The 7729-nt window shown below is 61.3% G+C and carries 7 protein-coding genes; 3 read left to right on the forward strand and 4 right to left on the reverse strand.

The genetic code is table 11. From position 1 onward, the window contains the following. The first annotated feature begins 191 nt into the window (after nt 1-191). Nucleotides 192-842 carry an arylformamidase gene (gene kynB, locus AC07SU_RS30705; RefSeq protein ID WP_124528297.1) on the forward strand — a complete coding sequence of 217 codons (651 nt, stop codon included), beginning with the start codon at nt 192-194 and terminating at the stop codon, nt 840-842. Beyond that, on the forward strand, nt 839-1696 hold the full coding sequence (gene kynA / locus AC07SU_RS30710) for a tryptophan 2,3-dioxygenase (protein WP_176996921.1): 858 nt from the start codon (nt 839-841) through the stop codon (nt 1694-1696). Before kynB ends, kynA begins: the two co-directional genes overlap by 4 nt. Before the next feature lie 137 nt (nt 1697-1833). Here the strand turns inward: kynA and AC07SU_RS30715 are convergent, their stop codons facing one another. From AC07SU_RS30715 to antA, 4 genes are all read right to left on the reverse strand, one after another. Then, nucleotides 1834-3237, reverse strand: coding sequence for an amino acid permease (locus AC07SU_RS30715; protein ID WP_457407305.1), 1404 nt, complete (start codon nt 3235-3237; stop codon nt 1834-1836). A gap of 69 nt (nt 3238-3306) precedes the next feature. Continuing rightward, nucleotides 3307-4314 (reverse strand): anthranilate 1,2-dioxygenase electron transfer component AntC, encoded by a 1008-nt coding sequence (antC, locus tag AC07SU_RS30720; protein WP_494999250.1) that lies wholly within the window; start codon nt 4312-4314, stop codon nt 3307-3309. 117 nt (nt 4315-4431) lie between these two features. Beyond that, nucleotides 4432-4923: an anthranilate 1,2-dioxygenase small subunit gene (gene antB, locus AC07SU_RS30725; RefSeq protein WP_494999251.1), complete on the reverse strand. Its 492-nt coding sequence runs from the start codon at nt 4921-4923 to the stop codon at nt 4432-4434. Continuing rightward, entirely contained in the window at nt 4923-6314 is a 1392-nt protein-coding gene (gene antA / locus AC07SU_RS30730; RefSeq protein WP_494999252.1) for an anthranilate 1,2-dioxygenase large subunit, read from the reverse strand. The genes antB and antA overlap by 1 nt, the downstream gene beginning before the upstream one ends. 327 nt (nt 6315-6641) lie before the next feature. Here antA and AC07SU_RS30735 point away from each other — a divergent pair, with 327 nt between their 5' ends. Next, nucleotides 6642-7634, forward strand: a complete 993-nt coding sequence (locus tag AC07SU_RS30735) for an AraC family transcriptional regulator (RefSeq protein WP_176996926.1) — start codon at nt 6642-6644, stop codon at nt 7632-7634. The last annotated feature ends 95 nt before the right edge of the window (nt 7635-7729 follow it).

Consider the following 7729-nt stretch of genomic DNA (forward strand, 5'->3'; position numbering starts at 1 on the left):
CTCTCCCCCCCCCCCCCCCCCCCCCCCCCCCCCCCCCCCCACCCCGGCTCCTACAATTGAAATATCCAATCACGAATAAGGTGTTTCATCGCAGTAAGTGCGAAAGATTTCCCTCCCCGTGCCAGAATTCGCAAGAAAATTCGCAACAGGCCCTCGTATCATTCACCCCAGTAACCGCCGAGAGCCTTCAGATGAACCCAATAAAAACGTGGTGGGATATCAGCCCGCCCTTGAGCACGGCGACCCCGACCTGGCCGGGAGATACGCCGTTCCAGGAAGAGCGCGTGTGGCAGTTTGGCCCGGAGTGCCCGGTGAATGTGGGGCGTATCACCTTGTCGCCGCACACCGGCGCCCACGTGGACGCACCGCTGCATTACAGCGCCGACGGCGCGCCGATTGGCGAGGTGTCGCTGGACGTGTACATGGGCCCCTGCCGCGTGCTGCATTGCCTGGGCAGCGGCGCCCTGGTGCAGCCGCATCAGCTGGAAGGGCGTGTGGATAACTTGCCGGAGCGTGTGCTGCTGCGTACTTATCCACAAGCGCCGCTCACCGAATGGGATTCGAACTTCACCGCCATCGCCCCGCAAACCATCGAGCTGCTCGCCAGCCTGGGCGTGCGTTTGATCGGCATCGACACCCCCTCCCTGGACCCGCAACAGTCCAAGACCATGGATTCCCACAACGCCGTGGCGCGCCATGGCATGGCGATTCTCGAAGGTATCGTGCTCGACGACGTACCGGAGGGCGACTATGAACTGATCGCCCTGCCACTGCGGTTTGCCAACCTCGACGCGAGCCCGGTCCGCGCCATTCTCCGCCCGCTCAAGGAGCCCACGCGATGAGCCAATGTCCTTTCTCTGCTGATTATCAGCCGCCCGAAGAATGGCATAACGCCGAACTGAATTTTTCCGAGTCCATGAGTTACGGCGATTACCTGGACCTGGGCAAAGTCCTCAGCGCCCAACACCCGCTGTCGCCGGACCACAACGAAATGCTCTTCATCATCCAGCACCAGACGTCCGAGCTGTGGATGAAACTGATGCTCCACGAACTCAAGGCGGCCCGCGAGCACGTGCGCCTGGGCGAGTTGCCGCCGGCGTTCAAGATGCTGGCGCGGGTGTCGCGGATCTTCGACCAACTGGTGCACGCCTGGGCGGTGCTGGCGACCATGACGCCGTCGGAGTACAAGGCGATCCGCCCGTTCCTGGGGCAGTCGTCGGGGTTCCAGTCGTTCCAGTACCGCGAGATCGAATTCATCCTCGGCAATAAAAGCGCGGCACTGTTGCGGCCCCACGCCCATCGGCCGGAGCTGTTGAACGAGTTGAAAGTGGCGATTGCCACGCCGTCGCTGTATGACGAGGCGATCAACCTGATGGCCAAGGCCGGCCTGGCGATTGACCCGAAACGCGCCGAACGCGACCCGACGGCGCCGACGGTACACGATGACTCCGTGGAGGCGGCGTGGCGCGAGGTGTACCGCGACCCGAGCCGCTATTGGGATTTGTACCAGTTGGCCGAGAAATTTATCGACCTGGAGGACTCGTTCCGTCAGTGGCGTTTCCGCCATGTGACGACGGTGGAACGAATCATTGGCTTCCAGCCGGGCACCGGCGGCACCGAGGGCGTGGGGTATTTGCGCAAGATGCTCGACACCGTGCTGTTCCCGGAACTCTGGCGAGTACGCTCCACGCTCTAAACAAAAAAGCCCCGGATTACCGGGGCTTTTTATTGGTTGAAACACTCCCCTTGTAGGAGCCCGGCTTGCCGGCGATGGCATCTTTGATATCGGCGCAAGGCTTGAGGCCCATCGCCGGCAAGCCGGCTCCTACAAGGTTATTGTGCGTTGACCACCGCGTTGCTTTTGCGAACCCGCAACCGGTAGGCCACATAGATAATCCCCACCCACACCGGCATCGCATACACCGACTCGCTGATGCCCGGAATCGCCAGCATCACGCTGATGATCATCACCATGAACGCCAGGCACAGGTAGTTGCTGAACGGGAACCAGAAGGTCTTGAACGACGGGGTCACGCCTTGCTGGCCCATGGCTTTGCGGAACTTGATGTGGGTGATGCTGATCAGCGCCCAGTTGATCATCAGCGAGGCAACCACCAGCGCGAACAACAGCTCCAGCGCGCTTTTCGGTGCCACGTAGTTGACCACCACGCACAGCATCGTCACCAACGCCGAAATCGCCAGGGCGCGGATCGGCACGCCTTGCTTGTTCAGCTTCATCAGCGATTTCGGTGCATCGCCTTGCTCGGCCAGGCCGAACAGCATGCGGCTGTTGCAGTACACGCCGCTGTTGTACACCGACAGCGCCGCGGTCAGTACCACGAAGTTGAGGATGTGCGCTGCGGTGTCGTTACCGATCAGCGAGAAGATCTGCACAAACGGGCTGCCGCTGTAGGCATCGCCCGACGCGCCGAGGGTTTGCAGCAGTTGGTCCCATGGGTACAGCGACAGCAGCACGGTCAGGGCGCCGACGTAGAAAATCAGGATGCGGTAGACCACCTGATTGATCGCCTTCGGGATCACCTTGCGTGGCTCGCTGGCCTCGGCCGCAGTAATGCCCACCAGCTCCAGGCCGCCGAACGAGAACATGATGAACGCCATGGACATCAACAGCCCCATGCCGCCATTGGGGAAGAATCCGCCGTGGCTCCACAGGTTGCTGACGGTCGCTTGCGGGCCACCGGTGCCGCTGAACAGCAGGTAGCAGCCGAGCACGATCATGCCGACAATCGCCACCACCTTGATGATCGCGAACCAGAACTCGGCCTCACCGAAGAACTTCACGTTCAGGGTGTTGATCAGGTTCACGGCCACAAAGAACACCAGTGCACTGACCCAGGTCGGGATCTCCGGCCACCAGAACTGGATGTACTTGCCCACGGCCGTCAGTTCGGCCATGCCCACCAGGACGTAGAGCACCCAGTAGTTCCAGCCCGCCAGGAAGCCTGCGTAGCCGCCCCAGTATTTGTGGGCGAAGTGGCTGAAGGAACCGGCCACCGGCTCTTCGACGATCATCTCGCCGAGCTGGCGCATGATCAGGAACGCGATGAAGCCGGCAATCGCGTAACCCAGGATCATCGACGGCCCCGCCGACTTGAGTACCCCGGCCGAGCCGAGGAACAACCCCGTACCAATCGCCCCTCCCAAGGCGATCAGCTGAATATGCCGGTTCTTCAGGCCACGCTTGAGGCCTACCGGGTTAACCATGTCATCCGCCATTAACATTCCCTTCTACTTGTTTTTCTTAGGGTAAGTGCACGCGCAGCTGCCCCTCAGAAGTACTGAGGGTCAGATATTACTCTCCGTAAACTTTTCGTAATACAGCTGAACGCCATCAAGTGCCTGATCCGCCAGCCATTGTTGGACGGATTCGACCATTGGAGGGGGGCCGCACAGGTACATATCTGCCGAACTGTCCCGCCATTCGGCCACGTCGAAATGCTCGGTGAGGTAGCCGCGCTTGCCGGGCCAGTCTTCGGCGGGCGCGCTGAGCACCTCGGTGTAGCGAAAACCCGGAATTTTCGAAGCATAGGCCTGGATGCGCGCCGCTTCGCACAAGTCTTCGGCACCCCGCACGCCGTAATACAGATGAACGGGGTGGTCGCAGCCGTTGGCGGCCAGTTCGTCGAGCATGCCCAGCAAGGCCGACAGCCCGGTTCCACCGGCCACCAACACCAGCGGCTTGGTCACGTGGCGCAGATAAAACGCGCCCAGTGGCGCCTCCATCATCAGCTCATCGCCCACCTGGCAGCGTTCGCGCAGGTAGTTGCTCATCACCCCGTCGGGCAGCAGGCGCACCAGGAACTGCAGGCGATTGCCCGGCAGATTGGCGAAGGAATACGACCGCCAACTGTTCGTGCCCGGCACCGACAGGCGCGCATATTGGCCCGGCAGAAAATCCAGCGCCTGCTCCAACTGCACCTGCAGGATCGCCGTACTGGCCGACACCTGCTCCATCGCGCTCACGCTGCCTCGTACCTGCACGGGCCCCGGCGCATTGCACAGGCTTGAGTCGAAGTCGAAGTAGAACGTCGCGTCAGACTTCACCCGCGTCTGGCAACTGAGCATCTTGCGCTGCTGCAGGTCGAGGCTGGACAGGGCTTCTTCGTCGACATAATCCTGGGTGTAATCGCCACTATCGCAGCGCCCCTGGCAGGTGCCGCACACCCCCTCGCGGCAATCCAGCGGGATCTTGATACCGTTACGCAGCGCCGCATCCAGCAGGACTTCATTGGCGCCCACCGGAAAAAACAGGGTCTTGCCATCGGCAAAACTGAAGGCCACTTTGTGATTCATCCACCATTCTCCATGGATTCGATAACTGTAGGAGCTGGCTTGCCAGCGATAGCGGTCTGTCGGGCGGCAGTGCTCAACAGGTCAGACGCCATCGCCGGCAAGCCGGCTCCTACAGGGTCAGAGGTGATAGAAATCGAGCACCGAGTTGATGGTGTCGTTGAGCAGCAGCGCATGCTTGCGGGTGATCAACCAGCTGTCGCCATCGGGCTTGAGGCGGTACGTGGCATGCCCGTAGAACTGCTCCGACGTGGCCAGGCGATAGAACAGCGTGTGCCAGTTCAACTTCACCTCCAGCGTTCCATCCACCTGCTCGGCAATACGCACGTTGTTGATCAGGTGCAAGGTGCGCGGCATCGGCGTGGCTGACGCGGCCTTGCCGGTGCGCAAACGAAATACACGGTCTTCCAGGCCCGAGCGGTTGGCGTAGTAAATCAACGACATCTCGCGCTTGGGGTCGCGGGTATAGACGTGCTCCGAGTCCCACTGCGGCAGGTGGAATTCACTCTGCGGGTCGAACAGCTGCACATAGGCGTCCCAGTCCTGGGCATCGCACAGCTCGGCCTTGCGATAGAAGAACTGCTCGATCCGATACTGTAATTGGGCATTCATCACTCCACCTCCCGCAGTGTCAGCGCTTGCTTGTCGAGGCCTTTGAGCAGGAACTGCTGCCAGTTGCGATGCTGGTTCACATACAGGCCTTCGTGGGTGAATTCGGTGCCGGTCATGGCCGGTTGAATGCCGATGGCTTCGCTGTTGGGCGTAGGCCCGGTTTCCCAGCGATGACTGCCGCGTGAGATATCGCTCCAGCGCTCCAGGCGGCCCTGGAAACCGCGCTGGGCTTCGCGGAACTCCACCAGGTCATCCGGCGTGCCCATGCCCGAGACGTTGAAAAAATCCTCGAACTGGCGGATGCGGTTTTCGCGGTCGGCGTCGGACTCATTCTTCACGCCCAGGCACTGGCTGATGATCTCGGTCTTGTTCCACGCCACCGGGCGGATGATGCGCAGTTGCGAGCTGATCTGGTCGAGAAAGAACAGGCTCGGGTAGATGTTCAGGTTGCGCAGGCGGTGCATCATCCACTCGGCCTTCTGCTGGCCGTGTTCCTCTACCAAGCGCGGCATGATGGTGGCGTAGCCGGAGCGCACGCTCGGGTTGGGCATGTCGCTGAACAACAGGCTGTGGCCGTTGTTGAACGCAAACCAGCCGTCATCGGTGTTCGCGTCGCCCGCGCCGAGCTTGCTGTAGTCCAGGGTGCTGCCTGCGCCTGTGCCGTTCTCGGTGTTGACCTGCTGGCGGTGCTGCACCGTGGCCACGTAGTTGTAGTGCACGGTGCTGACGTGATAACCGTCCAGGCCGTTCTCGTTTTGCAGCTTCCAGTTGCCGTCGTAGGTGTAGGCGGACTTGCCCGGGAGCACTTCCAGTTCGCCGGTGGCGGACTGGGCGACCATCATGTCGAAAAACACTTTGGCATCGCCGAGGAAGTCTTCCAGGCTGTCGGTGCCGTTGACGTCCAGGCTGATAAACACAAAACCTTTGTAGCTCTCGATGCGGGCCTTTTTCAGGCCGTGCGTGGCTTTGTCGAACCCCTCCGGGTATTCCCCCGGCGCCTTGACCTTAACCAGCCGGCCGTCGCTCTTGTAGCACCAGGCGTGGAACGGGCAAGTGAAGGTGGACTGGTTGCCCTTACCGACGCGGGTGAGGGTGGTGCCGCGATGCTGGCAGGCGTTGATCAGCGCATTGAGCCGGCCTTCGCCATCGCGGGTGATGATCATCGGCTGGCGCCCGGCGCGCATCGTCACGAAGTCGTGGGGGGTGGCCAGTTCGCTTTCGTGGCAGGCGTAGATCCAGTTCTTTTCGAAGATCAGTTCCATCTCCAGGTCGAACAGTTCCGGCTCGGTGAACATGTCCCGGGCGATGCGGAACACTTCATCCACCGGGCGAAAATCCAGGCAACCTTCGATAAACGTTTTCCACTGCTCGACGCTTCTTGCACCACTCATGGGAGGCACCTTTTTTGATCAGGGCTAATCGGTGGTTCATTAGAGAGGGCGGGGCAGGGAGCGGGCTATCCGCTAAATGGGCGAACCTGCGCCGGAAAGTTGGGCCGCAACATTGGGCAGCAAATACCCAACCCGGTGCAGGGCGGTGACGGGATGCGCTACTGTCTTGCAGGGCAAGGGGCGCGTAAACCGGCGACTTATCCACATAGTCGACCGTTGCTATCCACTCAGTGGCCATGGGGCGGGTGTGGCGCATAACTTGCTGTCGAACAATAACGACGCGCCGTCAGAGCGCGCAAAAAGCCTAACCGCCGTGGGTGCACCTTGATGAGTAGCCATACACGCGAAATCCATATTCAACGCTTTGACCTGGAAGGTGCCTGCAGCTGGATGTCCGGCATTTGTGGGCCACACCGGCTGGCGACGTCCACGCCTGAGCGCCTGCGCTTTCACCACAGTGCCAATGTGTTCAAGTCCCGCGCCACCACCTTGGGCGTGATCGAATACGGCACCGACGTGACCATCGACATTGAAGACGCCGAACACTTCAGCAGCTACAGCCTGAGCCTGCCGCTGGTGGGCGAACAGGAACTGAGCAAGAACGGTGAGCGCCTGAGTTCCAACCGCGACCAAGGCGTGATCCTCTCGCCCAATGAGCACCAGGTGCTGGCCATCTCTGGCGACTGTCGCAAGTTGCAGGTGGTGATCACCCGCGCGGCGATGAGTGAAACGCTGGAAGGTTTGCTGCAACGGCCGATCGAGGCGCCGCTGCGTTTCGAGTCGGTGATGGATGCAGTGGACGGCGCGTCGGCGTCGTGGTGGCGCATGGCGCGTTACTTCATTGCAGAGCTGGAGCGCAGCAGCGAGTTATATGAGCAGGCGGCGTTTACCCGAGACCTGGAAAGCTCGCTGATCAAGGGGTTGATCCTGGCGCAGCCGAACAACTACTCCGAAGAGCTGCGCGACGTGCTCGGTGTGAAACTGCCGCACTACCTGATCCGTGCGCGTCAGTACCTGCATGACAACGCTCGTGAGGCGGTGTGTCTGGAAGACCTGGAAGCTGTCTCCGGGGTGACGCGCTTCAAGCTGTTTGATGCCTTTCGCAAGTACTTCGCGCTGTCGCCCATGGCGTATTTGAAGAAGCATCGGTTGGGTGCGGTGCGCCAGGAGATTCTCGAGCAAGGCTCCACGCGCACCATCTCCGAAATTGCCCTGGGGTGGGGGTTTACGCACCTGGGGCGGTTCTCCGCGGAGTACCGCAAGTTGTTCGATGAATCCCCCAGCCAAACCCTGCAGCGCAAGCGCTTGCGCAGCCTTTGATCCCCATGAAGATCCAAATGTGGGAGCTGGGGTGGGGGGGGGGGGGGGGGGGGGGGGGGGGGGGGGGGGGGGGGGGGGGGGGGGGGTGGGGAGGG

The sequence above is a fragment of the Pseudomonas sp. GW821-FHT05H12 genome (assembly GCF_059419385.1).

Excerpts from the sequence above, each read along its gene's own strand:
- kynB (WP_124528297.1), top strand. The coding sequence starts at position 192 with ATGAACCCAATAAAAACGTGGTGGGATATCAGCCCGCCCTTGAGCACG.
- kynA (WP_176996921.1), top strand. The coding sequence starts at position 839 with ATGAGCCAATGTCCTTTCTCTGCTGATTATCAGCCGCCCGAAGAATGG.
- AC07SU_RS30715 (WP_457407305.1), bottom strand. The coding sequence starts at position 3,237 with ATGGCGGATGACATGGTTAACCCGGTAGGCCTCAAGCGTGGCCTGAAG.
- antC (WP_494999250.1), bottom strand. The coding sequence starts at position 4,314 with ATGAATCACAAAGTGGCCTTCAGTTTTGCCGATGGCAAGACCCTGTTT.
- antB (WP_494999251.1), bottom strand. The coding sequence starts at position 4,923 with ATGAATGCCCAATTACAGTATCGGATCGAGCAGTTCTTCTATCGCAAG.
- antA (WP_494999252.1), bottom strand. The coding sequence starts at position 6,314 with ATGAGTGGTGCAAGAAGCGTCGAGCAGTGGAAAACGTTTATCGAAGGT.
- AC07SU_RS30735 (WP_176996926.1), top strand. The coding sequence starts at position 6,642 with ATGAGTAGCCATACACGCGAAATCCATATTCAACGCTTTGACCTGGAA.